Annotated in this window: 23 protein-coding genes and 2 pseudogenes; 10 read left to right on the plus strand and 15 right to left on the minus strand. The window is 57.8% G+C overall.

From position 1 onward, the window contains the following. Positions 1-5 precede the first annotated feature (5 nt). From nrdE to ABVR31_RS04970, 4 genes are all read right to left on the minus strand, one after another. On the minus strand, positions 6-2,144 hold the full coding sequence (gene nrdE / locus ABVR31_RS04955) for a class 1b ribonucleoside-diphosphate reductase subunit alpha (RefSeq protein ID WP_072209956.1): 2,139 nt from the start codon (positions 2,142-2,144) through the stop codon (positions 6-8). Next, positions 2,123-2,527, minus strand: a complete 405-nt coding sequence (gene nrdI / locus ABVR31_RS04960) for a class Ib ribonucleoside-diphosphate reductase assembly flavoprotein NrdI (protein ID WP_021506472.1) — start codon at positions 2,525-2,527, stop codon at positions 2,123-2,125. Before nrdI ends, nrdE begins: the two co-directional genes overlap by 22 nt. A gap of 4 nt (positions 2,528-2,531) precedes the next feature. Next, on the minus strand, positions 2,532-2,774 hold the full coding sequence (gene nrdH / locus ABVR31_RS04965; RefSeq protein ID WP_021506473.1) for a glutaredoxin-like protein NrdH: 243 nt from the start codon (positions 2,772-2,774) through the stop codon (positions 2,532-2,534). 344 nt (positions 2,775-3,118) lie between these two features. After that, positions 3,119-3,436, minus strand: coding sequence for a DUF883 family protein (locus ABVR31_RS04970; protein WP_021506474.1), 318 nt, complete (start codon positions 3,434-3,436; stop codon positions 3,119-3,121). Positions 3,437-3,585: 149 nt separating this feature from the next. Between ABVR31_RS04970 and ABVR31_RS04975 the strand changes: the two genes are divergently transcribed. From ABVR31_RS04975 to ABVR31_RS04990, 4 genes are all read left to right on the plus strand, one after another. After that, on the plus strand, positions 3,586-3,924 hold the full coding sequence (locus tag ABVR31_RS04975) for a DUF2002 family protein (protein WP_021506475.1): 339 nt from the start codon (positions 3,586-3,588) through the stop codon (positions 3,922-3,924). Positions 3,925-4,057: 133 nt separating this feature from the next. Continuing rightward, positions 4,058-5,473, plus strand: coding sequence for an S-methylmethionine permease (gene mmuP, locus ABVR31_RS04980; RefSeq protein ID WP_058776476.1), 1,416 nt, complete (start codon positions 4,058-4,060; stop codon positions 5,471-5,473). After that, a complete protein-coding gene (gene mmuM / locus ABVR31_RS04985) occupies positions 5,463-6,395 on the plus strand; it encodes a homocysteine S-methyltransferase (RefSeq protein ID WP_372773977.1) in 933 nt (310 codons plus the stop codon). The genes mmuP and mmuM overlap by 11 nt, the downstream gene beginning before the upstream one ends. A gap of 99 nt (positions 6,396-6,494) precedes the next feature. Then, positions 6,495-6,917 (plus strand): hypothetical protein, encoded by a 423-nt coding sequence (locus ABVR31_RS04990; RefSeq protein ID WP_058758247.1) that lies wholly within the window; start codon positions 6,495-6,497, stop codon positions 6,915-6,917. Positions 6,918-7,004: 87 nt separating this feature from the next. Here ABVR31_RS04990 and speG read toward each other — a convergent pair whose 3' ends face one another. From speG to ABVR31_RS05020, 6 genes are all read right to left on the minus strand, one after another. Beyond that, entirely contained in the window at positions 7,005-7,550 is a 546-nt protein-coding gene (speG, locus tag ABVR31_RS04995) for a spermidine N1-acetyltransferase (RefSeq protein WP_021506478.1), read from the minus strand. A gap of 89 nt (positions 7,551-7,639) precedes the next feature. Beyond that, positions 7,640-8,305 (minus strand): ABC transporter ATP-binding protein, encoded by a 666-nt coding sequence (locus ABVR31_RS05000; RefSeq protein ID WP_021506479.1) that lies wholly within the window; start codon positions 8,303-8,305, stop codon positions 7,640-7,642. Next, on the minus strand, positions 8,298-9,131 hold the full coding sequence (locus ABVR31_RS05005) for an ABC transporter ATP-binding protein (RefSeq protein ID WP_088515750.1): 834 nt from the start codon (positions 9,129-9,131) through the stop codon (positions 8,298-8,300). Before ABVR31_RS05005 ends, ABVR31_RS05000 begins: the two co-directional genes overlap by 8 nt. Then, positions 9,121-9,978: an ABC transporter permease gene (locus ABVR31_RS05010; RefSeq protein ID WP_031279350.1), complete on the minus strand. Its 858-nt coding sequence runs from the start codon at positions 9,976-9,978 to the stop codon at positions 9,121-9,123. The genes ABVR31_RS05005 and ABVR31_RS05010 overlap by 11 nt, the downstream gene beginning before the upstream one ends. Continuing rightward, the gene (locus ABVR31_RS05015; protein ID WP_021506482.1) at positions 9,975-11,027 is read right to left on the minus strand and encodes an ABC transporter permease; all 1,053 of its coding nucleotides are present in this window, start codon (positions 11,025-11,027) and stop codon (positions 9,975-9,977) included. The genes ABVR31_RS05010 and ABVR31_RS05015 overlap by 4 nt, the downstream gene beginning before the upstream one ends. Next, positions 11,027-12,595 carry an ABC transporter substrate-binding protein gene (locus ABVR31_RS05020; RefSeq protein WP_372771959.1) on the minus strand — a complete coding sequence of 523 codons (1,569 nt, stop codon included), beginning with the start codon at positions 12,593-12,595 and terminating at the stop codon, positions 11,027-11,029. Before ABVR31_RS05020 ends, ABVR31_RS05015 begins: the two co-directional genes overlap by 1 nt. Positions 12,596-13,346: 751 nt before the next feature. On the opposite strand from ABVR31_RS05020, the gene mgtA reads away from it, so the two are divergent. After that, the gene (gene mgtA / locus ABVR31_RS05025; protein WP_372771961.1) at positions 13,347-16,070 is read left to right on the plus strand and encodes a magnesium-translocating P-type ATPase; all 2,724 of its coding nucleotides are present in this window, start codon (positions 13,347-13,349) and stop codon (positions 16,068-16,070) included. A gap of 159 nt (positions 16,071-16,229) precedes the next feature. Then, positions 16,230-16,907 (plus strand): SDR family oxidoreductase, encoded by a 678-nt coding sequence (locus tag ABVR31_RS05030; RefSeq protein WP_372771963.1) that lies wholly within the window; start codon positions 16,230-16,232, stop codon positions 16,905-16,907. Between the two features lie 37 nt (positions 16,908-16,944). On the opposite strand, the gene ABVR31_RS05035 is transcribed toward ABVR31_RS05030, so the two are convergent. The 4 genes from ABVR31_RS05035 to ABVR31_RS05050 form a co-directional block, all read right to left on the minus strand. Continuing rightward, a complete protein-coding gene (locus ABVR31_RS05035) occupies positions 16,945-17,601 on the minus strand; it encodes an epoxyqueuosine reductase QueH (protein WP_031279356.1) in 657 nt (218 codons plus the stop codon). 210 nt (positions 17,602-17,811) lie between these two features. Then, on the minus strand, positions 17,812-17,997 hold the full coding sequence (locus ABVR31_RS05040) for a YegP family protein (protein ID WP_021506487.1): 186 nt from the start codon (positions 17,995-17,997) through the stop codon (positions 17,812-17,814). Between the two features lie 190 nt (positions 17,998-18,187). After that, complete coding sequence (locus tag ABVR31_RS05045) at positions 18,188-18,541, minus strand: hypothetical protein (RefSeq protein WP_021506488.1); 354 nt, start codon at positions 18,539-18,541, stop codon at positions 18,188-18,190. A gap of 284 nt (positions 18,542-18,825) precedes the next feature. Further along, the gene (locus ABVR31_RS05050) at positions 18,826-19,737 is read right to left on the minus strand and encodes an AraC family transcriptional regulator N-terminal domain-containing protein (protein WP_372773979.1); all 912 of its coding nucleotides are present in this window, start codon (positions 19,735-19,737) and stop codon (positions 18,826-18,828) included. 231 nt (positions 19,738-19,968) lie between these two features. On the opposite strand from ABVR31_RS05050, the gene ABVR31_RS05055 reads away from it, so the two are divergent. The 4 genes and pseudogenes from ABVR31_RS05055 to ABVR31_RS05070 all read left to right on the plus strand — a co-directional run bounded on the left by ABVR31_RS05055 (position 19,969) and on the right by ABVR31_RS05070 (position 21,862). After that, positions 19,969-20,724, plus strand: coding sequence for an SDR family NAD(P)-dependent oxidoreductase (locus ABVR31_RS05055; RefSeq protein ID WP_372771966.1), 756 nt, complete (start codon positions 19,969-19,971; stop codon positions 20,722-20,724). A 68-nt stretch (positions 20,725-20,792) separates the two neighbouring features. Beyond that, on the plus strand, positions 20,793-21,221 hold the full coding sequence (locus tag ABVR31_RS05060; protein ID WP_372771968.1) for a tautomerase family protein: 429 nt from the start codon (positions 20,793-20,795) through the stop codon (positions 21,219-21,221). Positions 21,222-21,350: 129 nt separating this feature from the next. Further along, a pseudogene (locus ABVR31_RS05065) lies at positions 21,351-21,569 on the plus strand (STM2901 family protein); the annotation flags it as partial. Next, complete coding sequence (locus tag ABVR31_RS05070) at positions 21,563-21,862, plus strand: DUF1493 family protein (protein ID WP_262265090.1); 300 nt, start codon at positions 21,563-21,565, stop codon at positions 21,860-21,862. The pseudogene ABVR31_RS05065 and the gene ABVR31_RS05070, both read left to right, overlap by 7 nt. 36 nt (positions 21,863-21,898) lie before the next feature. On the opposite strand, the pseudogene ABVR31_RS05075 reads toward ABVR31_RS05070, so the two are convergent. Then, a pseudogene (locus ABVR31_RS05075) lies at positions 21,899-22,184 on the minus strand (capsid portal protein); the annotation flags it as partial. Positions 22,185-22,280: the final 96 nt, after the last annotated feature.

A 22,280-nucleotide genomic window follows, 5' to 3' on the forward strand; every position in this document is an offset into this window, starting at 1 on the left:
CATCATCACAGTGCACAGGAAACGCAGCCCTGTACCTCCGTGCCTTGTAGCGCCATCTGACGCAGTCGAATGTAATAGAGGGTTTTGATGCCTTTCTTCCAGGCGTAGATCTGCGCTTTGTTGATATCGCGCGTCGTGACGTCATCGCGGAAAAACAGCGTCAGCGACAGGCCCTGATCGACGTGCCGGGTGGCTTCGGCGTAAGTATCAATAATCGCTTCGGGACCAATCTGGTAGGCATCCTGATACAGCTCAAGGTTGTCATTGGTCATAAACGGAGCCGGGTAATACACGCGGCCGGTTTTGCCCTCTTTACGGATCTCAATGCGCGACACAATCGGGTGGATGCTCGACGTGGCGTGGTTGATGTAAGAGATGGAACCGGTCGGCGGAATCGCCTGCAGGTTCTGGTTATACAAACCGTGCTGCATCACTGACGCACGCAGTGCCAGCCAGTCCGCCTGGTCGGGCAGGGCGATGCCGGCATCGGCAAAAATCTGCGCCACCCGGGCAGTACGCGGCTGCCAGCTGTGTTGGGTATATTTGTCGAAATAGGCACCGCTGGCGTACTGCGACTGCGCAAAGCCGTCAAAGCTCGCGCCGCGCTCCTGCGCCAGCAGGTTGGAGGTACGCAGGGCGTGATACGTCACGCAGTAGAAATAGAGGTTGGTGAAATCCAGTGCCTCTGGCGAACCGTAAGCCATGCCTTCACGCGCCAGATAGCCGTGCAGGTTCATCTGCCCGAGACCGATAGCGTGTGAACGGCGATTGCCTTCTGCCACCGACGGCACGGAGGTAATGTCACTCATCTCGGAAACCGCCGTCAGCGCGCGCACCGCCACTTCCACGGTTTGCGCCAGATTACGCGAGTCCATGGCGTGGGCGATATTCAGGGAGCCGAGGTTACAGGAGATATCTTTGCCGACGCGGCGATAGCTCAGGTCGTCGTGATACTCGCTGGCGCTGTTAACCTGCAGGATCTCCGAACACAGGTTACTCATGTTGATGCGACCGGCAATTGGGTTGCTGCGGTTCACGCTGTCCTCATACATGATGTAGGGATAGCCGGACTCAAACTGAATTTCCGCCAGCGTCTGGAAGAAGTCGCGCGGCTTGATGAAGGTTTTACGGATGCGATCGTCGGCCAGCATCGCCTCGTAGTGCTCGCTGATGCTGATATCAGCAAACGCCTTGCCGTAAATACGCTCAACGTCGTAAGGCGAAAACAGCGCCATATCGCGGTTCTCTTTGGCCAGCTGGAAGGTGATATCCGGAATCACCACGCCAAGCGACAGCGTTTTGATGCGGATCTTCTCGTCAGCGTTTTCACGTTTGGTATCGAGGAAGCGCAGGATATCCGGATGGTGCGCATTCAGCCACACCGCGCCCGCGCCCTGACGCGCACCAAGCTGATTGGCGTAGGAGAACGCATCTTCCAGCATCTTCATCACCGGAATTACGCCCGACGACTGATTTTCAATGCGCTTGATCGGCGCGCCGGATTCACGCAGGTTGGAGAGCAGAAACGCCACGCCGCCACCGCGCTTCGACAGCTGCAACGCCGAATTCACCGCGCGGCCAATCGACTCCATATTGTCTTCAATGCGCAGCAGGAAGCAGGAGACCAGCTCGCCGCGCTGCTGTTTACCGCAGTTTAGGAACGTGGGCGTAGCCGGCTGGAAGCGACCGCTCAGCATCTCGGCCAGCAGTTCCCGCGCCAGCGTTTCATTGCCGCGCGCCAGCGTCAGCGCCACCATGCAGGCGCGCTGCTCAAAGGTTTCCAGATAGCGTTTGCCGTCGAAGGTTTTCAGCGTATAGCTGGTATAAAACTTCCACGCACCGAGGAAGGTGTGAAAACGGAAGCCCCAGGCGTCAGCCTCTTCGTGCAGCTGGCACAGGAAGGCGAAATCGTACTGGTTCAGTACCCCGGCTTCATAATAGCCTTCGGCCACCAGATAGCGCAGACGCTCGCCGTGCGAGTCGAATGGCACGCTGTTGGGCTGCACGTGCTGCAGGAAAAACTGGCGTGTGGCTTCATGATCTTTGCTGAACTGGATGCGGCCATCGGCGTCATACAGGTTCAGCATCGCGTTGAGCGCGTGGTAGTCCAGCTGTGTGCTGTTCAGGGTGTCTGTCGTTGCCAAAATTGGGTCACTCCCGCTTTAACATGGGCAATATCGTCGGCGGTTCCCATCAGCTCAAAGCGGTAGAGATAGGGAACCTGACATTTCTGCGCAATGATGTCGCCGGCCAGGCAGAAGCCCGCGCCAAAGTTGCGATTGCCCGCAGCAATCACACCGCGAATACCGCGCCGATTGGCGTCATCATTAAGGAACTGAATCACCTGTTTCGGCACTGCTCCACGCGCGCTGCCGCCGCCGTAGCTCGGCACCACTAAAATGTAGGGCTGGTCGATGTGCAGGCGCTGCGTGGCGTCGAGCGGAATACGCCGCGCAGGCAGGCCGAGACGGGTGATAAACCGGTGCGTGTTTTCCGACTGGCTGGAAAAATAGACCAGTGGAAACATCGCTTTATCCCCCGACGGCAGCGAGCTGGCGCAGGCCGGCGATTTTGTCGGGACGGAAGCCGCTCCAGTGGTCGTTGTGCGTCATCACCACGGGCACCTGGCGATAGCCAAGCGATTTGAGCTGATCGATGGCTTCCGGTTGGCTATCGAGGTTAATCAGCTGGTAGTCGATGCCACTGCGATCCATGGCATTTTTGGTGGCGTCACACTGGACACACTGGCTCTTAGTGTAAATAATAATGCGCATGATTCGTATTTCCCTCTGGTTGTGGTCAGGTTGCGAGATACGAAGCAAAAACCCTTTTGCTGCGAACGTCGTCCCTGCTGACATCTGGTAGCGAGTTGATGTGTTGAATACTAGATGTAGTGGTATTGGTGGTCAAGCCCACCAGATATAGGGTTTTGTGATTTAAGCAGTCGGAATAGGGCGAATGCCAGCGATGGTGCGCCCTGGCGCAGGGAAAAAATTTTTGTAAAGGGTTTTGCGGCAATTTTAACCAGCCTGACAGCAGCCGGATCGGCGCGCTAATGCGGAGTGACGCGCAAAAAAAAGCCCCGCATGCGCGAGGCTCCTGATGATTTCTTAGCGATTTAGCGGCGTGACATCAGCAGCGCGCCCAGCACCAGACCGACGGCGGCACCGACACCCACGCCGTACCACGGTTTGTCATGCACGTAAGCATCCACCTGATAACCCGCATCGCGCGCGGCCTGAGTCACGCGGTTGCCACTGCCGTTGAGTTTAGCGCGCGTCTGTTTCAGCAGGGCCTGCGCCTGGCTGCGTGCGCTATCCACTTCATCTTTGGCTTCGCTGCCGTAAGATTTCAGTAAGGCTTCCAGCGAATCGGCCAGTTCGTTTACATCCTGATTGATATCAATGTCATCGTTTTTGCTGGTTCGATTAAACATTTTTCGCTCCCTTTGACTTAAAACGTAATACTAAGTGTAGACGAAACGTGACTAAACGCAGCCGTGTGCCAGGCTTTAGGGAAATTCCGAATGTCCTGTGCTGTCGTGCTGATGTAAGGTTGCGGGGCTGTGAGAAGAGAGGAGCAAGCATGTATTTACGTCCGGATGAGGTAGCGCGCGTACTGGAAAAAGCAGGATTCGAAATGGACGTCCTGACACCCAAAACTTATGGTTATCGCCGTGGCGAAAACTACGTCTATGTGAATCGCGAAGCCCGCATGGGGCGCACAGCGTTGATCATTCATCCCACCCTGAAAGAAAAAAGTCAGCATTTCGCTGAACCCGCATCAGAGATGAAAACCTGCGACCACTACACGCAGTTCCCTCTCTACCTTATGGGGGATTCGCAGGAGCACTACGGTATTCCCCACGGTTTTAGCTCGCGCATGGCGCTTGAGCGTTATCTGCAGGGCGTCTTCGGCGCCTGACTGGTGTGCCCCGTCGCGGCGGGGCCGCACACGCTTTCCCAATCCTTACCCTTTCCCACGTTGCAAATTGCCGCGCGGATGCGTATAACTCTGTGTCCATATAGAAGTTTAGACGTCCATATGGATATAAAGAATGCAAACTGAACCGACGCCTTCGCAGGCAAACTTCAAGCGCAGCATGAAGGTGCGGCATCTGGTGATGCTGTCGCTCGGCGGCGTGATTGGCACCGGGCTGTTTTTCAACACCGGCTACATCATCTCCACCACCGGCGCAGCGGGCACGCTGCTGGCCTATCTGATTGGTGCGCTGGTGGTATGGCTGGTGATGGTGTGTCTTGGCGAGCTGGCGGTAGCGATGCCGGAAACCGGCGCGTTTCACGTCTACGCCGCGCGCTACCTCAGTCCGGCGACCGGTTACACCGTGGCCTGGCTCTACTGGCTCACCTGGACGGTGGCGCTCGGCTCCAGCCTGACCGCCGCCGGTTTCTGCATGCAGTACTGGTTCCCGACGGTGCCGGTGTGGCTGTGGTGCCTGGTGTTCTGTGTCGCCATCTATCTGCTGAATAGTGTTTCGACGCGCTTCTTTGCCGAAGGGGAGTTCTGGTTCTCCATCATTAAAGTGATCACCATCATTGCCTTTATCGTGCTGGGCGCGGCGGCGATGCTGGGGTTCATCCCGATGAAAGACGGCAGCGCGGCGCCGGGATTACATAACCTGACCGCTTCCGGCTGGCTGCCACACGGCACGCTGCCGATTCTGATGACCATGGTGGCGGTGAATTTTGCCTTCTCCGGGACCGAGCTGATCGGGATTGCGGCGGGTGAAACCGAGCAGCCGCAGAAAGCGCTGCCGCTGGCGATTCGCACCACCGTGGCGCGCCTGATCATCTTCTTTATCGGCACGGTGTTTGTGCTGGCCGCGCTGATCCCGATGGATCAGGCGGGCATCGTTAAAAGTCCGTTCGTACTGGTGTTCGAAAAGATTGGCATCCCGTACGCGGCGGATATTTTCAACTTCGTGATCCTCACCGCGATCCTGTCAGCGGCGAACTCCGGACTGTACGCCTCGGGACGGATGCTGTGGTCGCTGGCCAATGAAAACACGCTGCCGCGCTGCTTTGCCCGGGTCAACCGGCGCGGCATTCCGCAGCTGGCCATCACCGTCAGTATGCTCGGCGGCCTGCTGGCGCTGTTTTCCAGCGTGATCGCGCCGGATACGGTGTTTGTGGCACTGTCAGCGATTTCCGGCTTTGCCGTGGTAGCGGTGTGGCTGAGCATTTGCGCCTCACACTACATGTTCCGTCGGCGCTATCTTCAGGCGGGCAATGCGCCGCAGCAGCTGGCGTACCGCGCGCCGTTCTATCCGCTGGTGCCGATCCTCGGATTTACCCTGTGTCTGCTGGCGTGCATCGGGCTGGCCTTTGACCCGTCACAGCGCATCGCGCTATGGTGCGGCATTCCTTTTGTACTGTTCTGCTACGCTGCTTATTATCTGACGCAAAAACGCCAACACGCTTTCAACGCTAAGGAGACTGATGATGTCGCGTAACCCCATCGCTGCGGCCCTGACTCACACTGATACCCTGATTCTGGATGGCGCGCTGGCGACAGAGCTGGAGGCGCGCGGCTGTAATCTGGCCGATACGCTGTGGTCAGCCAAAGTGCTGATGGAAAATCCCGAGCTGATTTATCAGGTGCACTATGACTACTTCGCCGCCGGCGCTAACGTGGCGATCACCGCCAGCTATCAGGCGACGCCGCTGGGCTTTGCCGCCCGCGGACTGGATAGCGGCCAGGCCAGCGCGCTGATTCGCCAGAGCGTGACGCTGGCCCAGCGCGCGCGCGACGATTACCGTGCTGCATCTGGCAGCGAGGCACCGCTGCTGGTGGCCGGATCGGTCGGTCCTTATGGCGCTTATCTGGCCAACGGCGCCGAGTATCGCGGCGACTACGCCTTGCCGGCTGCTGAAATGAAGGATTTCCACCGTCCGCGCGTGGCGGCGCTGCTGGAGGCGGGCGTGGATTTGCTGGCGTGTGAAACGCTGCCGTCGTTTGGTGAAATTCAGGCGCTGATTAGCCTGCTGGCAGAGTTTCCGCACAGCAGCGCGTGGTTCTCCTTCACGCTGCGCGATGCGCAACACCTGAGTGACGGCACACCGCTGAGCAAGGTGGCGGAAGTCCTCAATGCCGCGCCGCAGGTGGTCGCTGTCGGCCTCAACTGCGTAGCGCTGGAGAGCGTGACGCCGGCGCTGCAAACACTACAGACGCTGACGGACAAGCCGCTGCTGGTCTATCCTAACTCCGGCGAGCAGTATGATGCGGTCAGCAAAAGCTGGCACTCGGCGCCGTCTGGCTGCACGCTGCACGATAAATTCCCCGAATGGCAACAGGCGGGCGCACGGCTGATAGGCGGCTGCTGTCGCACCACGCCACAGGATATCGCGGCGATTGCCGCCTGTTGTCAACCGTAATAAAGCGCAGAAAAGCGCCACTGATAGCGCGATTGAGGCGAGTGAAAAGGCAGAGAGGGCAGTTTAGACTGTCCTTTCTGATTCTGAAGCGGACCTGCTATGAACCTGCGACATCTTCTTCCCGCCTGTGCGCTGCTGCTGAGCGGCTGTGCCACCATTGTTGGCACCGAAACGCAACCGGTAAAAATTGACTCTGTGCCGCAGGGCGCGCGTTTCACCGTGCAGGATGAAACCGGCCGCGCGGTGGCGCAGGGCTATACGCCGCAGACGGTGGATCTGGCGAAATCCAATGGCACCTATTTTGGTAAGAAACATTATCAGGTGATGCTGGAGAGTCCGGGCTATGTACCGCTGACGCTGCCCATCGAGGCCAGCGCCAACCTGTGGTACGTGCTGGGCAATATTCCGCTGCTCGGTTTCCCCGGCTGGCTGGTGGTCGATCCGTTTTATGGCGGCATGTATGACCTGAAGCCAGCGCACCCGCAGCCGCATCTCAACGTGGTCGGCGCGCGCGGCGGATAATTTGCACGGATGCGTAGCGGCGCGATTTATCGCGCTTAGTTAAATACGCGCAATAAATTGCGCCGCTACGGTTTGTGCCGAGGGTTATTATTGCGCGGTAGGTTTCACCATCGCATTACCGGATTTATGCTGCGCCAGGTACTGCTGCTGGAAAATGCACATGCGGATGGTGTTGCGGTACTCGCCGTTGATGAAAAACTCGTGCTTCAGCACGCCTTCCACCTCGAAACCGAGCTTGGTGTAGATATGAATCGCCTTCTCGTTCTCCTGATCGACAATCAGATACAGCTTGTAGAGATTGAGCACCGAAAAGCCGTAATCCATCGCCAGCTTTGCCGCTCTGCTGGCTAAGCCCTTGCCCTGATGCGCCGGGTCGATGATGATCTGAAACTCCGCCCGGCGATGCACGTGGTTGATCTCCACCAGCTCGACCAGCCCGGCTTTTTGCCCGTCGTGTTCCACCACAAAGCGCCGCTCGGTCTGATCGTGGATGTGCTTGTCATACAGGTCAGAAAGCTCCACAAACGCTTCGTACGGCTCTTCAAACCAGTAGCGCATCACGCTGGCATTGTTATCCAGCTGATGAACAAAGTGCAGATCTTCCCGCTCCAGCGGACGTAATTTTACCGTCATACGGTGTTCCTTTAGATGACTGAATGGCTGTTGGGCAGCGGCGCAATCGACCTTCAGGATAAACTGCGCCGCGTTGCGCTCATGCCATGCTAACCAACAATCCGGCCCTGCGCCATGCGCGCGGCGCGATCGCACATATGATCGATCACGTCAGGATCGTGGCTGACCAGCACCATCGTCAGGCCATCATTCTGTTTCAGATCGTTAAGCAGATTCAGGATCTCGGCCTGCACAGACATATCCAGCGCTGACGTCGGCTCATCCAGCAGCAGGATCTTTGGCTCCAGCAGCAGGGCGCGCACGATGGCCACGCGCTGACGCTGTCCACCGGACAGCTGATGCGGATAGCGATCCGCCAGCGCCGGATCCAGCCCGACATGGCGGAAGCCCGCGTTGATGCGATCGTCGATGTTATCGCGTCGCAGCAGCTTAAGCGGTTCCGCCAGCGTGCGGCGCAGGCGGTGGCGGGGATGCAGCGAAGCGTAGGGATCCTGAAACACCATCTGCACATCGCGCCGCAGCTGGCCGGTAAAGGGTTTGCCCGGCTGCACGGCGGTATTCGCCAGCGTCATCTGGCCGCGCCAGTGCGGATTCAGTCCGGCCATCACCCACAGCAGCGACGATTTACCGCAGCCGGAAGGCCCCACCAGACCGAAGCACTCGCCGGCCGCCACCTGCAGGTTCACATCGTGCACCACGGTGCGCAGTTCATAACCCTGTTTGTGCGAGACGCTCAGGTTGGCTAATTCAATCATGCATTTTCTCCAGCGCCGCGCGATCCAGCACCGGCAGGCGTTCGCCGTGCGTGGCCTTACCCGGACGGCAGGCCCACAGCGTGCGGGTATAAGGATGGCTGGCGTCCGACAGCTGCGCCGCCGGCAGGGTGTCCAGCAGGCGGCCTTTGTACATCACCATCACCCGCTGACAGTGCTCGGAAACCTGTTGCAGATCGTGACTGATCAGCAGCAGGCCCATATTGCGCTGCTCCACCAGACGACGAATCAGCGCCAGCACCTGATCGCGCATGGCGTGATCGAGCGCCGAGGTCGGCTCATCGGCAATCAGCAGATCGGGATCGGTAATCAGCGCGATCGCCAGCATCACGCGCTGGCCCATGCCGCCGGAGAGCTGATGCGGATAGCGCTTCATCAGCTGGCGCGGCTCGGGCAGGCCCACCGCGTCCAGCATCTCGCACACTTTCTCTTTGCGCTCGGCGCGGCTCAGCTTGCGGTGCAGCACCAGCGGCTCTTCAACCTGCCAGCCAATGGTGCGCGTCGGGTTGAGCGCGTATTTCGGATCCTGCATGACCATCGCCACTTTGCCGCCGCGCAGGCCAATCCAGTCGCGCTCGCGCAGGTGCAGGGCGTCTGCGCCCGCCACCTGCAGCCGGTCTGCCTGCAGCTGCAGCGCGGGCGACAGCAGGCCCATCAGCGCACGCGCGGTCAGGGATTTGCCCGAGCCAGATTCGCCGACCAGCGCCACGCGTTCGCGGCCAAGGGTAAAGCTGATGTTATCCACCAGCAGCGCGTCGTGGCTGCGAATCGTCAGCCCCTGCGCATCAATTAACAGATCATTTGGCATGGCGGGTATCCAGTCGGTCACGCAGGCCGTCGCCTGTCAGGTTAAACGCCAGGCTGGCGAACAGAATGGCTGCGCCGGGCGCTGCCGCCACCCACCATTGGTCGAAAATCACTTTACTGCCTTCTGCTACCATCGAGCCCCATTCGGCGGTTGGCGGCTGTACGCCCATGCCGAGGAAGCCCAGACCGGCGGCAGAAAGAATAATCCCGCCGAGGCTCAGCGCGGCACGCACCACGGCGGTCGGCAGGCAGAGCGGCAGAATGTGGCCAAACATCAGGCGCAGGCCGGTAATGCCCTGCATGCGCGCGGCGGCGAGGTAATCGCTGCGGCGCAATGCCAGGGTTTCCGCGCGTGCCTGCCGGGCAAACGGCGGCCAGCTGGTGAGCGCCAGCGCCAGTGCGCCGTTCATCAGGCCCGGACCCAGCATTGCCACCAGCGCCAGCGCAATCACCAGGTTGGGCAGCGACAGAAAAATATCGGTGATGCGCATCAGCACGCGTTCGGTCCAGCCGCCGACGTAGCCGGCGGTGATGCCGACTAACAGGCCAACCGGGATGGTCAGCACCAGAATCAGCGACACCAGCAGCAGCGTCGGACGTGCGCCGTAAATCACGCGCGACAATAAATCGCGGCCGAAGCCGTCGGTGCCGAACCAGTGCAGCGCCGACGGCGCCAGCAGACGCTGTTCAATCACCTGCGCGTTAGGATCAAACGGCGCCAGCAGCGGCGCCAGCAGCGCCATGGCCACCAGCACGATCACCAGCGTCAGGCCGATGGTCAGCGAGGTGATACGCGCCCGGCGCCGGCGCGGACGCACGGTTTCCAGTTCATGAAGTTGTTGAGTCATCGGGTTCTCGGATCGGTTAACCAGGTGAGGGCGTCGGCCACGGCATTGAGCAGGATAAAGCAGCTGCCAATCAGCAACGTAGCGCCGAGAATCGCCGGAACATCCGCGGAAAACAGCGCGTTGGTCATGTAGCGACCGACGCCCGGCCAGGCGAATACGGTTTCCGTCAGCACGGACCCTTCCAGCAGCGTGGCGTAGGAGAGGGCAATAACGGTGATTAGCGTGCCCAGCACGTTGGGGAAAATATGACGCAGCAGAATGCGCGCCCGGCCAGCGCCTTTCGCGCGCGCCAGCACCACATACTCTTTGCTGCTCTCTTCCAGCAGCGCCGCGCGCAGTAAACGCGTAATGCCCGCCATCGCCAGCAGGCCGAGAATCACCACCGGCAGCCACAGATGGGCAATCGCGTTACGGAACATTTCCGCATCGCCGGAGAGCCAGCTATCAATCAGTACAAAGCCGGTCTTTGGTTCGAGGGTATAGATCCAGATATCATCCAGCTGGCCCGGACCGGCGGACCAGTGCAGCACGGCGTAGAACAGCAGCAGGCCCAGCAGGCCGAGCCAGAACACCGGCACCGAGTAGCCCAGCAGCGAGATAAAGCGCGCCACATTATCGATGACGCTGCCCGGTTTCCACGCCGCCAGCAGTGCGAGCGTCACGCCGAACACCGCAGCGAAAATCATCGAACAGGTCGCCAGCTCAAGCGTGGCGGGGAAGGTGCGCATCAGGTCGGCGCTGACTGGCTGATTGGTCAGGTGCGACAGGCCGAGATTGCCCTGCGCCAGATGGCTGATATAGCGCCAGAACTGCACCAGCACCGGCTGATCCAGCCCCAGGTCATGACGCACCTGAGCATAGGTGGCCTCGCTGGCGTGATCGCCGGCGATTTGTTGTACCGGGTCGACTGGCGACAGGTGCGACAGCATGAAAGTAAACGCTAACAAACCCACCAGCGTCACCAGCAGCGACAGCAGACTGGTGACGAGGCGGCTGAAGCGCTGCCAGAGTGGCCGGGCGAACCCGGCCGATGACGCTGACGCTGCCATTACTTCGAAACCTGCGCGTAATACACCATGTCCGGGTTGATCCCCTGCACATAGCCCTGCAGATTGTCGCGCAGCGCAATCAGGTTACGCGCCTGCAGGCCAATCACGTACGGCGAGTTCTTCAGCACTTCACGCTGCATCGCCTGATAAAGCGCAACGCGCTTATTGCTGTCGGCTTCGGCCGTCGCCGCCAGCGTCTGTTTGCTCAGCTCCGGGATGTGCCAGTCTGAACGGTAAGCAATGGTTTTGCTGCCATCTTCCGGGTTGTAAGCGAAGGACGCGGCGTTGGTGTTCGGGTCAAAGTAATCCGCGCCCCAGGCGTTGAGCGTAGCTTCATACTGATGCGCCTTCACGCGGGTAGACACTTCAGAGCTTAAGCCCGGCAGCACTTCCACCTTCACACCGCCTTTGGCGAAGCTGCCCTGCAGTGCCTGCGCGATATCAAGGTACGGCGGCTGATTGCTGGTGGAGAGCTTAAAGCTGACGTTGGTCAGACCGGCCTTCTGCAGAATCGCTTTGGCTTTCTCTGGATCGTAGCTGTAAGGCGTGTCGTTCAGCGCACCGAGGAAACCCTTCGGCAGGAAGGTCTGGTGCACTTCAAACTGGCCTTTCAGCAGGTCATTGGCGATACCTTTATAGTCGAACAGGTAGCGTGCTGCTTCCCACAGCGCCGGGTTCTTCAGTACCGGACTGGCACCGACGTTGAACTGAATGTAGTAGAGCGACGCCATCGGAATCGCTTCGGTCTTCACGCCGGCTTTGCCCTTCAGCGCAGCGATCTGGTCAGCACCGAGGTTACGCGCGATATCGACATCGCCCTGTTCCAGCAGCAGACGGCGCGCTGCCGGCTCCGGCACGTTTTTGATCAGAATGTTTTTCAGCTTCGGTGCACCGGCCGGTGAGGTCGGGTTGGCGCTGAGCAGTATCGCTTCATGCAGCACCACTTTACGAATCTGGAACGGGCCGCTGCCGGCCGAGTGGGTGCCGAGCCACGCGTGGCCGAAATCACCGTTTTTGGCGTTGGCCTGCGCGGTTTTTTCATCTACGATCGAGGAGACCGGCGCGGACAGCAGGCTCAGCACGTAGGCCGGGCTGACGTTGGCGCTCCAGCTAATCTGTACGTGGTCTTCATCGACCTTTTTCAGGAAGCTGTCAACGTTGTCTTTGTTCCAGCCGAGCTGGGTCAGAATAAAGGACGGATCGAGGTTGAGTTTCACCACGCGGCCCAGCGAGAAGATGACATCTTCCGGGCGCAGCGGGTTACCGCTGGCAAACTTCGCATCTTTGCGCAGCGCAAACGTCAGGCTGCGGTTATCGCTGCCCGGCTGCCACGACGTCGCCAGCGTTGGCTTAAGATCGGTCGGATTGGCCGGATCGGACTGCACCAGGCGCTGATAAATGTTAGTGAACGCTTGCACCGTGGTCAGTTCAAAGCCCTGGGCCGGATCAAAGCTGTCCGCATCATCCGTAGACTGCGCAATCACCAGCGTATCTTTCGGCGTGGCGGCCTGCGCAGAGAAGGCGGCTACCAGCGACAGCGCCAGCAGTGAGGGAATAATTTTTTTCATGTTGTTTCCTTGCCTTAAAAAAGTAACGCGAGTTTACGAGAGCGTTACAGTGAAGAATAGTCAATTTATGGCTATGCATATGCCGTAAGGTTCTAAGCGGTGCGCTTCAGTTATAAGCAAGAGGGCGTAACGCGATCGGATTAATCTGATGCACCTTATATCCGCACGCATTATCAACCAAATCGCAACGAAAATTAAATCAACCTGAACCCCAGGATAATTAACTTTACTTCGCTTTTCGCCCTCCTATAATAGCCGCAACTTCACACAGGAGAATTCAGTTGGACAGTCACCCTTATCGATGGCAATACAAGGCAAGCTGACGCGCGAATTCTTTTGTCGCTGCTTGCCAACATGGCGGGCAGCAATCCTCACCTGTTTCTGATGATTGTTCCCTGATAATGACACCATAGCGGGCTGATGCCCGTGGGAATAGCATCATGCACATGATTTTAAACGCACTTTTTCCTCCGCCTCGATGCGCGCGCTGATCTTCAGCGTGCTGAGCTTCCCTGCGCGTTAAGCCGCTTCAGGCTGCTGCTGCGCGCAGCGTTATCCAGGATTATGTTATTTCACTCGTTATTCAGCGAGCGACTTTCTTCGCCCATTATTTCCGGGAGGTAATATGGAAATTCCCGACAGGTTATTTTTAATTTAATCCGGTCACGCCGTGACAATTAATGTTTTCGACTTGTGCGCCTGGCGCGCAGGGATCGTTATTGCCGTAAAAAAATAAACGAGGAGTGTCATCATGACTGACATGAAACTCAACCAGGAAAAAAAAGCCTGGAACACCGTGCGTCCGGCACGTCAGAAAACCGCACGCTATCTGATTGAAGACGAAGCCGCTTTTACCGCCGACGAAACGCTGCTGCGCCTGCGCAGCGATGCGCTGGGGCTGGTCGAACGCGAAGCGGAAGCGCGGCTGCAGATTTATGGTCGCAATCAGGTGGAGCATGATAAAGCGCCACCGGCGCTGGTGCAGCTGATCCAGGCTTTTAATAATCCGTTCATTTATGTGCTGCTGGCGCTGGCGCTGGTGAGCTTTTTCACCGACTACTGGATGCCGCTGCGCCATGGCGAGGAGACCGATCTGACCGGTGTCATCATCATTGTGACGATGGTAACGCTCAGCGGTTTGCTGCGCTTCTGGCAGGAGTTTCGCACCAACAAAGCGGCACAGGCGCTGAAATCGATGGTGCGCACCACCGCCACCGTGCTGCGCCGGGAATCGGTACAGCAGGCGCCACAGAAACAGGAAGTGGACATCACCAGCCTGGTGCCTGGCGACATCATCTATCTCTCAGCGGGAGATCTGGTACCGGCCGATGTGCGGCTGCTCGACTCACGCGATCTGTTTATCAGCCAGGCAATTCTGACCGGCGAATCGCTGCCGGTGGAGAAATATGACGTCACCGGTCACGTGACCAGTAAACAGGCCAGCGCTAGCGACAAAGATGCATCGCTGCTGGAACTGGGCAGCGTATGCCTGATGGGCACTAACGTCTCCAGCGGCAGCGCCAAAGCGGTGGTGGTGGCGACCGGCGGGGAAACTTACTTCGGCAGCCTGGCGAAATCGATTGTCGGTAACCGCTCACAAACCGCTTTCGATCGCGGCGTGAACAGCGTCAGCTGGCTGCTGATTCGTTTCATGCTGGTGATGGTGCCGGTGGTGCTGCTGATTAACGGCCTGACCAAAGGCGACTGGCTGGATGCTTCTCTGTTCGCGCTGGCGGTGGCGGTGGGGCTGACGCCGGAAATGCTGCCGATGATTGTCAGCTCGAATCTGGCCAAAGGGGCGATTGCCATGTCGCGCCGTAAAGTGATCGTCAAACGCCTGAACGCGATCCAGAACCTCGGCGCCATGGACATTCTGTGTACCGACAAAACCGGCACGCTGACGCAGGACAACATTATCCTCGAGCACCATCTCGACTGTGCCGGGGTAGAGAATTCGCGCGTCCTGATGCTGAGCTGGCTCAACAGCCATTACCAGAGCGGCACGCCTAACCTGATGGACCGCGCCATCCTGCGTTACGGCAAAGGACGCATCAGCGCGGACATGAGTGACTACTACAGCAAAGTGGATGAGCTGCCGTTTGATTTTGTGCGTCGTCGCGTTTCAGTGGTGGTGCGTGACCGCCGCCTCAACCAGCAGATGCTGATCTGTAAGGGCGCGGTCGAGGAGATGCTGAGCATTGCCAGCGCCGAACGCGAAGGCAAACTGATTCAGCCGCTCAATGAAACCCGTCGCGCGGAGCTGCTGGCGCTGGCGCATCAGTACAATCAGCAGGGCTTCCGCGTGCTGCTGGTGGCCAGCCGCGCGCTGGCGGAGCCGGGCCTGCAACAGGCGCTGAGCGTCGCGGATGAGCAGGGGCTGACCATCGAAGGGTTGCTGACCTTCCTCGATCCGCCGAAGGAGAGTGCGGCGAAGGCGATTACCGCGCTGAATGAGAACGGCGTAACGGTCAAAGTGCTGACCGGCGATAATCCGGTAGTGACGGCGCGCATTTGCCAGCAGGTGGGCATCGACTGTGGCGAGATCCTCACCGGCGAGGCGATTGCGGCGATGAGCGATGAACAGCTGGCGCAGGCCGCGGCGCGTAGCTCGGTGTTTGCCAAACTGACGCCGCTGCAGAAGTCACGCATTCTGCGTGCGCTGCAGCAGCAGGGCCATACGGTGGGTTTTCTCGGTGACGGCATTAATGATGCGCCGGCGCTGCGTGACGCCGATGTGGGGATCTCGGTCGACAGCGCGGCGGACATCGCCAAAGAGTCTTCAGACATCATCCTGCTGGAAAAGGATTTAATGGTGCTGGAAGAGGGCGTGATGAAGGGGCGCGAGACGTTCGGCAACATCATCAAGTACCTGAACATGACCGCCAGTTCGAACTTCGGCAATGTGTTCTCGGTGCTGGTGGCGAGCGCGTTCATCCCGTTCCTGCCGATGCTGGCGATTCACCTGCTGATTCAGAACCTGATGTACGATCTGTCACAGCTGGCGCTGCCGTGGGACAAAATGGATCGCGAGTTCCTGCGCAAACCACGCAAATGGGACGCGCGCAACATCAAACGCTTTATGCTGTGGATTGGGCCAACGTCGTCAATTTTTGACATCACCACCTTTGCGCTGATGTGGTATGTGTTCGCGGCGAATACCCCAGCGATGCAGTCACTGTTCCAGTCCGGCTGGTTTGTGGAAGGGCTGCTGTCGCAGACGCTGGTGGTGCACATGCTGCGCACGCGCAAGATTCCGTTTATCCAGAGCCGCGCGGCGCTGCCGGTGCTGCTGACCACCGCCTGCGTAATGATTGCCGGCATTCTGCTGCCGTTCTCGCCGCTCGGCGCGATGGTCGGCCTGGTGCCGCTGCCATGGAGCTATTTCCCCTGGCTGCTGGCCACGCTGCTCGGCTACTGCCTGGTGGCGCAGGGCATGAAAACGCTGTACATCAAGCGCTTTGGCCAGTGGTTCTGAGTGCAGGAGGCGCGATGAAGCAACGCAACCTGGATAAAACGGTGTGCCACCTGCTGATAATTATGGTGGTCATCGTCGTGCTAACGTTAGTGTTCCGGTAAGGACAACAGGGCAGGGTATCCTGCCCTTTTTCGTGGCACACCAACCAGCGAGAGACAGATGAGCCAACAACAGCGAGCATTGATTATTGGGGCGTCAAAAGGCATTGGCCTGGCCGTGGTGCAGCAACTACTGCAGGCGGGCTGGCAGGTGACCGCCACCTACCGTTCCACGGCGGTTTCGTTTAAGCATCCGCAATTGCAGTGGCTGGCGCTGGATATCACCGATGGCGCGCAGCGTGACGCGCTGGTCCGGCAGCTCGGCGACGCACCCTTTGATTGCATCCTGATTAACGCCGGGATTCTCGGTCCGCACGCATCGCAGCTGCGCGACGTGGACGATGCGCAGCTTAGCGAGCTGTTCTTTACCAATGCGGTGGCGCCGGTGCGTCTGGCGGAGAACCTGCTGCCGCTGCTGCGCGATAAACAGAGCGTACTGGGCCTGACCACGTCGCGTCTCGCCAGCCTCAACGAGAACCGTGACGCGGCGATGCCGTTCTACTCAGCCAGCAAAGCGGCGCTGAATATGCTGAGCCGCGCGCTGGCGACGCAGATGCACCAGCAGGGCAGCACGCTGCTGTCACTGCATCCGGGCTGGGTAAAAACGGATATGGGCGGTGAGGGCGCGGATATCACCGTCACCGAGAGTGCGCAGGGCATGGTCACGCAACTGCAGCAGTTTAGCGGGCGTGGCGGCCATCATTACGTGGATTACCGCGGCCAGCTGCTGAACTGGTAATGCTTAGCCTGCTGGTTAGCGCCAGCAGGTTTTTTTCTTACTCATCCGGCGAATAGTACTGCACGCCGATTTCGATACGTTCGCGACCGCTCGCCACGCGGTGGCGGTTGGTATCGCGCAGCGAATAGATGCAGCCGCAATACTCCTGCTGATAGAAGCGCTCGCGCTTGCTGATCTCAATCATGCGCGACGAACCGCCACCTTTACGCCAGTTAAACTCCCAGTACAGCATATCCGGATAGCGCGCCGCCGCGCGTACGCCGCAGTCGTTGATTTGCTGCATATTCTTCCAGCGCGAAATGCCGAGTGAACTGGTGATCACCGGGAAGCCGTGTTCATGCGCGTACAGCGCGGTGCGCTCGAAGCGCATGTCGAAACACATGGTGCAGCGCACGCCGCGCTCCGGCTCCCACTCCATGCCACGCGCGCGCTCGAACCAGTTGTCTTTGTCGTAATCGGCATCAACAAAAGGCACGCCAAACTGCTCGGCAAAGCGGATGTTCTCCTCTTTGCGCAGCTCGTACTCTTTCAGCGGATGGATGTTCGGGTTGTAGAAGAAGATGGTGTAATCGATGCCGGAAGCCAGCATCGCTTCCATCACTTCTCCCGAGCAGGGAGCGCAGCAGGAGTGCAGCAGCACTTTATTGTGGCCGTTGGGCAAGGGCAGCGGCTGGCGTTGAAATGTATCGGACATAAAGTTAATTAATGGTTAAGGGCGATGCGGCAAGTGTAGGGGCAAAGGCCGGCCGATGCAAAGCGCCGGTGGCGTTTTAGAGGGGGCTGTGGTACTGCGTGGTACCCGCTTGCCGGAGATGCTTAGCGGCGCGATTGATCGCGTAATACATTGCGCCGCTTGCAGGGTCAATGATCCACCTTCGCGCATCACTGCGCATGACTGCGCAGGTCAGGTCTCGTCGTGAATGGTGGTCGACGCACCGTTCTGCTGCACCGAACGGATGCCGTTTTCCGCCGCCTGTTTAGAGCTGTACATCTCGCTGGTGGCGATGGTTTCGCCGTTGCTGGCTTTAAGCACAAACCAGTATTTCTGCGACAATGCTGTATCACTTTTTCTCAGTACGTAATATCCCATGTGCTTTCTCCTTGTGCCGGCACCCGATGGCCGGTTCGCTTACTATTCGCGCTGCCTGCTCATTAATCAATCACTGATTAGGAATTTGCCCGAATCCAGGAGCGGGATCGCAGCGTTTTGTATCAATCCGGTTGTTGGCAGGCACAAAAAAGGCCGCATCGCGGCCTTTTGGGAAAAATAGTTAGCGCTATTACTCAGAGACTTTCTTCTTCAGATCGCTGGCACCTTCTTTGGTTTTGTTCCAGCCTTTCTGCGCGCCTTCTTTGGTGGCGTCCCAACCTTTTTCAGTACCTTCTTTGGTGCTGTTCCAGGCTTTCTGCGAGTTTTCGCTCGCTTTGCTGGTCAGGCTATCGCTTTTGCCTTCGGCAGCATGTTTGGCTTTGAGCTGCTGCTCTTCACCCTGATGCTGCGCCTGATGCAGTTTCTCTTTCGCTGTATTGGCGCCCGCTTTGGCGTCAGCGACGGTTTCATCGGTTGCGTGTGTGGCGGCAAACGCCGTAGAAGTCAGAAGAATGGCGGATAACGCAATAATCGTCTTTTTCATAATATATTCCCTCATTAAGCATCATAAGTGTTATGAGCGTAGTTAAGAGTGGCACAGAGCGCAACGCAGGGCATTAGGAATAAACTGTAAGTGAATCGTACCGTTTCTGTGAGGGTTTCTGGCATAAATGCGCAGCAGGAAGAGGCGCTTTCGCGAGCTGTCGTTCGTAACGGTTGATTGAGGGTAAAGCAGTAAACATCGGCGTCGTTCGGGTGATCAGATGCTACCGGCTGGGTTCGTCGCCCGCCAGGATGTACGTCCCGGCAGCGACAGACTCGAATAATTTATTGCCTTATCGGCTCACCGGACAGGACTGAACGCTCGAGTGCGCGGGTTTCCCGAATATTCCGGGCTGGCGGTGAACCAAACAGCCGTGAATATTCACGGGTAAACTGCGTCACGCTCTCATATCCCACCGCATTAGCAGCAATACCGATCGCTGTCCCTTCCGTCAGCATCAGTCTCCGCGCTTCAAGCAGGCGCAGCTGTTTCTGGAATTGCAGCGGGGTGAGCGTGGTGACATGGCGGAAATGCGTATGAAATACCGAGAGGCTCATACCGGCGGCGTCAGCGAGGGTTTTCATGCGCAGCGGTTGCGCATAATTGGCCCGAATGATTGCGACTGCCCGCGCAATCCGCCGGGCATGGCTGTCAGTGCTGCCGAGGGCGCGCAGCGCGCTGCCGTGTCGTCCTGACAATAGCCAGTAATGTAACTCCCGCACCAACTGGCTGCCCAGCACGGCGAGCGCGCGCGGTCTGCTGAGCATGTTCAGCAGGCGCAAAGCGGCTTCTGCCACATCTTCTTCGATCTGATCAATGCTGACGGGTAAATCCGTGGCAGCCTCCAGCCCGACCATGTTTGCCATCAGTTCACTAATCACCGCCGCATCCAGTTCCACGACCAGAGAATAATAAGGGGTGTCGGCACTGGCGCTGATAACCTGACTCACGGTTGGCACGTCCATGGTGATCAGCAGGGATTCCCCCGCGCCAAAATCAAAACGATCGCTGCCCATAGTCACGCGTTTACTGCCTTGCAGCACCATTGCGATTAGCGGTTTAGTGATAGCGAATTGCAACGCGGTAGGTGCGGTCTCGCGCAGAATGAACACCCCATCCACCGGCGTTGCAGCAACGCCCGCTCCGTTGTGGTGTTCATCAGCGTACTGTCTTGCCGCCTGCAGCAAAGCCGCCATCCTCCCGGCAGATTGAAACTCGTCGTCTCCAGCAGGACGTTCCTCATACGAGTGAAGATGCTTTTTCATATTATCAGGCAATTAATAAAAAATTTCAGATGCAACAATTCTAGTAAATACGGCATCAAAATAAAAATATAAAAATAATCAGGCAATAATTAAAAATTATTGGGCAACCCTGAAGGTCTGCCGATTGTTAGAATCACTCTCCCACTATTGAGGAGATATTTCATGACAACCCTTTCTCTTGTAACTGGCGCCAGCCGGGGTCTTGGCCGTAATACCGCACTGAGCATTGCCCGCCATGGTGGGGATGTCATCGTGACTTATCGTACTGGTAAAGAGGCGGCGGATGCCGTGGTGAATGAAATTCAGGCGCTTGGCCGTAAGGCAGTTGCGCTGCAACTGGACACCAGTAACGTATCGTCCTTCCCGGGTTTCGTCGCCGCCGTGGGCAATATCCTGAAAGGTGACTGGGGACGTGAAACGTTCGACCATCTGATCAACAACGCCGGGCATGGGGAAATGGCCGACTTTAGCGCAACCACGGAAGAGCAGTTCGACGCGTTATTTAACGTACACGTCAAAGGGGTGTTTTTTCTGACGCAGTCGCTGCTGCCGCTGCTGGTCGATGGCGGAAGTATCGTCAACTTCTCTTCGGGGCTGACCCGCGTGTCGTTCCCGGGCTTCTCAGCCTATTCGGCTGCCAAGGGCGCCGTTGAAATTCTCTCCGTGTATATGGCGAAAGAACTGGGCAGCCGCGGCATCACCGTGAATACCGTGGCCCCGGGAGCGATTGAGACCGACTTCCTGGGTGGCGCGGTGCGTGACATCCCTGATTACAACCAGGCGTTTGCTGGCATGACCGCACTGGGTCGCGTGGGCCTGCCAGATGACATCGGTCCGATGATTGCCAGCCTGCTGGGTCCGGACAACCGCTGGGTCACCGGTCAGCGCATTGAAGTCTCCGGTGGGCAGTCCATTTAGTTGCCCGATGATGGATTCCGCCCGGTGCGGAATCCATCCTGTTCTCCTGATGCAATAAGAGGTATTTGATGCCTAAAATGATCATTCATGCGCCAGCAGGCACCTTTGATGCCGCTGAGCGTCAACAGATTGCCAGAGATTTGACACAGTTAGGACTTGATTGCGAGGCGCTGCCAGACTCCCCTCTGGTGCGTAGTACGGTATGGACCTACTTTGCCGAATACTCTTCTGATGCCGTTTTTATGGGAGACAAACCCGCATGGTTGCCGGTTGTGTCCCTTCAGATATATGTCATCAAAGGTGGCCTGGATGAGGAAGCAAAGAAGAAGCTGATCGAGGGAGCAACTGCAATTCTGGATCGTCGTCCGTCAGGCACCTCTGTCGCGCCTGTTTATGTGGTGATACAGGAAATCGAAGAAGCAAACTGGGGGATATTCGGTCAGCAGGCCGATCTCGCAGCGCTTCGCGCCAGCGATGACAATGCTCCGGCGATTTGAAGGAAATGTTTTTGATAGGGGGGGCCGGGAAACCTCAGGGAATGACATGAAGGTTATAGTGAGTGTTGTCTGAACTCCACGCTAAATTTTCGAGCACCCTATGGGATTGCAGCGGGCTGGAGAAGGGATAGGTTGCTGCAAAAATACAGACTGCCTCCCCCGCTGCCAACTATAGTTGGAAATCCGTTTAACATGAAAATTATAATGACTCATAAGACAGGCATCTTTATTGGCAGGACCGTGCCAGTTATTGGCTGGGCTGTAATGGCGTCAGACGTAGGGGTTATAGGCTGGGAGTCGATGAACCGTTACAACACGATAGTCCAGGCGGAGGATAAAATCTGGTGATGGATGATACTGAAAAGGCGATATTCGCACTGGTTGAAGAATATAACGGTTACTGTTTCTGGCTGCGTAAGCGTTTTCCACTGACACATACAACGGATTTGAACAAAGATTTCAGGATGGCGCCGGAAGACGCCGCTGAGCTGCTGGAAACATTCGCGGAGCGATTTTCTCTCAACCCGAAAGAAATAAATTTCGGGCGTTATTTTCCGGCAGATAATGGTAAGGCGGAAAAACCGCTCACCATTCAGCTGCTAATTGATTCTGCGCGCGCCGGTCACTGGACTGATAAATAAAAAGCGCCCGCAGGCGCTCAATCCTGCCGCTGTGAGTTAGCTGCCATCTTTCAGATCGCGGTTGTAGGGCGCAAACCTAATAAACTCATTACCAAGCAGTCATTTAACTCCTCAAAGCGTTTTATCGGCGGCATCAGTTCGTTGCGCACAAACACGTGACTGATCTTTTCATCGTCACCGAACCCGCCGGTGTTGTTCGGGATAATTCCCAGCATCTGCGGCGGTACACGGCCATCATGTCGTCGCGGCTGACGTTCTTAATGTTCAGAAACTCATCTTTGGCCGCCACCTCTGACAGCGGGTTGATCTGAATCCCGTCTCTCATATTTTGTTTGGGCTGGCGGAGTCTGAACAAAACTCGCAAGTTCATGTATTTAGGTTTTTTTGTCTACTTCAACTTTGTCCCGTGTACCTAAAC

The organism is Pantoea sp. WEP, assembly GCF_041678305.1.
Lineage (GTDB): Bacteria > Pseudomonadota > Gammaproteobacteria > Enterobacterales > Enterobacteriaceae > Pantoea > Pantoea dispersa.

Coding starts and splice junctions, on each gene's coding strand:
- nrdH (WP_021506473.1), bottom strand. CDS start 2,774: ATGCGCATTATTATTTACACTAAGAGCCAGTGTGTCCAGTGTGACGCC.
- ABVR31_RS04975 (WP_021506475.1), top strand. CDS start 3,586: ATGTATTTACGTCCGGATGAGGTAGCGCGCGTACTGGAAAAAGCAGGA.
- ABVR31_RS05015 (WP_021506482.1), bottom strand. CDS start 11,027: ATGGCAGCGTCAGCGTCATCGGCCGGGTTCGCCCGGCCACTCTGGCAG.
- ABVR31_RS05035 (WP_031279356.1), bottom strand. CDS start 17,601: ATGTCCGATACATTTCAACGCCAGCCGCTGCCCTTGCCCAACGGCCAC.
- mmuM (WP_372773977.1), top strand. CDS start 5,463: ATGTCGCGTAACCCCATCGCTGCGGCCCTGACTCACACTGATACCCTG.
- ABVR31_RS05010 (WP_031279350.1), bottom strand. CDS start 9,978: ATGACTCAACAACTTCATGAACTGGAAACCGTGCGTCCGCGCCGGCGC.
- ABVR31_RS05005 (WP_088515750.1), bottom strand. CDS start 9,131: ATGCCAAATGATCTGTTAATTGATGCGCAGGGGCTGACGATTCGCAGC.
- mmuP (WP_058776476.1), top strand. CDS start 4,058: ATGCAAACTGAACCGACGCCTTCGCAGGCAAACTTCAAGCGCAGCATG.
- ABVR31_RS05040 (WP_021506487.1), bottom strand. CDS start 17,997: ATGGGATATTACGTACTGAGAAAAAGTGATACAGCATTGTCGCAGAAA.
- mgtA (WP_372771961.1), top strand. CDS start 13,347: ATGACTGACATGAAACTCAACCAGGAAAAAAAAGCCTGGAACACCGTG.
- ABVR31_RS04990 (WP_058758247.1), top strand. CDS start 6,495: ATGAACCTGCGACATCTTCTTCCCGCCTGTGCGCTGCTGCTGAGCGGC.
- ABVR31_RS05000 (WP_021506479.1), bottom strand. CDS start 8,305: ATGATTGAATTAGCCAACCTGAGCGTCTCGCACAAACAGGGTTATGAA.
- ABVR31_RS05045 (WP_021506488.1), bottom strand. CDS start 18,541: ATGAAAAAGACGATTATTGCGTTATCCGCCATTCTTCTGACTTCTACG.
- nrdI (WP_021506472.1), bottom strand. CDS start 2,527: ATGTTTCCACTGGTCTATTTTTCCAGCCAGTCGGAAAACACGCACCGG.
- ABVR31_RS05050 (WP_372773979.1), bottom strand. CDS start 19,737: ATGGCGGCTTTGCTGCAGGCGGCAAGACAGTACGCTGATGAACACCAC.
- ABVR31_RS05030 (WP_372771963.1), top strand. CDS start 16,230: ATGAGCCAACAACAGCGAGCATTGATTATTGGGGCGTCAAAAGGCATT.
- ABVR31_RS05055 (WP_372771966.1), top strand. CDS start 19,969: ATGACAACCCTTTCTCTTGTAACTGGCGCCAGCCGGGGTCTTGGCCGT.
- ABVR31_RS05060 (WP_372771968.1), top strand. CDS start 20,793: ATGCCTAAAATGATCATTCATGCGCCAGCAGGCACCTTTGATGCCGCT.
- speG (WP_021506478.1), bottom strand. CDS start 7,550: ATGACGGTAAAATTACGTCCGCTGGAGCGGGAAGATCTGCACTTTGTT.
- ABVR31_RS05020 (WP_372771959.1), bottom strand. CDS start 12,595: ATGAAAAAAATTATTCCCTCACTGCTGGCGCTGTCGCTGGTAGCCGCC.
- ABVR31_RS04970 (WP_021506474.1), bottom strand. CDS start 3,436: ATGTTTAATCGAACCAGCAAAAACGATGACATTGATATCAATCAGGAT.